Annotated in this window: 1 protein-coding gene; it reads left to right on the forward strand. The window is 64.8% G+C overall.

The features are described 5' to 3' along the window. Positions 1-1,355, forward strand: a 1,355-nt coding sequence (gene csg / locus J2754_RS15990; RefSeq protein WP_211088009.1) for an HVO_2072 family ArtA-dependent S-layer glycoprotein, incomplete at both ends; no start/stop codon positions are given.

A 1,355-nucleotide genomic window follows, 5' to 3' on the forward strand; every position in this document is an offset into this window, starting at 1 on the left:
GTCGAGATCGACGACGACACGGGTGTCGGCGTCGGCTCGATCGACACGCAGTACCTGGACGACACGTCGATCGACGTGGACGTCTACGACGCGGGTACCACCCCGGACGACATCGTTTCCGGTGTCTCCGAGGCGGACTCGACGTCCCTCGACGTGACTGAGGGCGAGGTCACGATCGACAACCCGAGCGACACGTACGTCGTCGGGTCCGAAGTGGAAGTGAACGGGACGGCGCCGTCCGGGCTGGACCGCGTCGCGCTGTACGCCCGCGACCAGGGCGACTACGAGCTGATTGACATCGGTACGATCAGCGTCGACAGCGACGGGACGTGGTCGGAGGACGACGTCCGGCTGTCGGAAGTGAGCGACATCTTCCGGATCACCGGGACGTACCGTCTGGGTGCGATCGACGCACAGGACGCGATGGAAGACGGTGAGCTGCGAGAGACGCTCAGCACGTCGGACTTCAATTCGGGGACGAGCGGCCAGACGTCGCTGCGCGTGACGAAGACGAGTCTGGACGCGAAGTTCTGGACGATCAACGGCCAGGTCGCGCAGGAGACCGGGACGATCGACGTGAACGGGACTGCGCCTGGTGCGGATAACGTGCTGATCGGCTTCATCGGCCGCCGCGGGAGCGTCGTAACGACGACGTCGTCCGTGGACTCGGACGATTACACGTTCGATGAGGACGACATTTCGATCAGCAACCTCGCAGAGGGCGAGGTCAACGGGTTCGCCTACCACATCGGCCAGGACGACGTGGTCGGTGACGGCGAGCTGCCCGGGAACCGTAACGCGGACGTGAACGGGCTGACGGACTGGCTGCGCAACGGCCAGGGTTCGCGTGACGGGACGCAGATCTGGAACGCGTTCGAGTCGGAGACGATCGACGACTCGGCATCGGACGACAACGTGGTGCAGACGTCGTTCCGTCTGGCTGACGCCTCCTCGCGTATCAACACGGTCTACACCGAGGGCCACGAGGCCTCGGGGCTCAACCCGATCGCAGTGGGTGAGACCGCGATGGTGAAGGGGCAGACGAACCTGCAGCCGGACGACAACACGATCACGCTGGAACTGCAGAACCAGGACGGCGACACGGTCGCGCTCACCTCGACGGACGAGTGGAGCTGGGACGGGTCGTGGTCGCTGGAGATGCCGGTCGGTGACGACGTCGCGACCGGGAACTACACGCTGGAAGTCGACGACGGCGAGAACACCGACGTTGTGGACGTCCAGGTCGTGAACGCCAGCGAACTCGAAACCTCGACGAGCACGTCGACCTCGACGAGTACGTCGACGAGCACGTCCACGAGTACGTCCACGTCGACGAGCACGAGTACGTCGACGAG

The sequence above is a fragment of the Halarchaeum nitratireducens genome (assembly GCF_017874695.1).
In the GTDB taxonomy this organism is placed as follows: domain Archaea; phylum Halobacteriota; class Halobacteria; order Halobacteriales; family Halobacteriaceae; genus Halarchaeum; species Halarchaeum nitratireducens.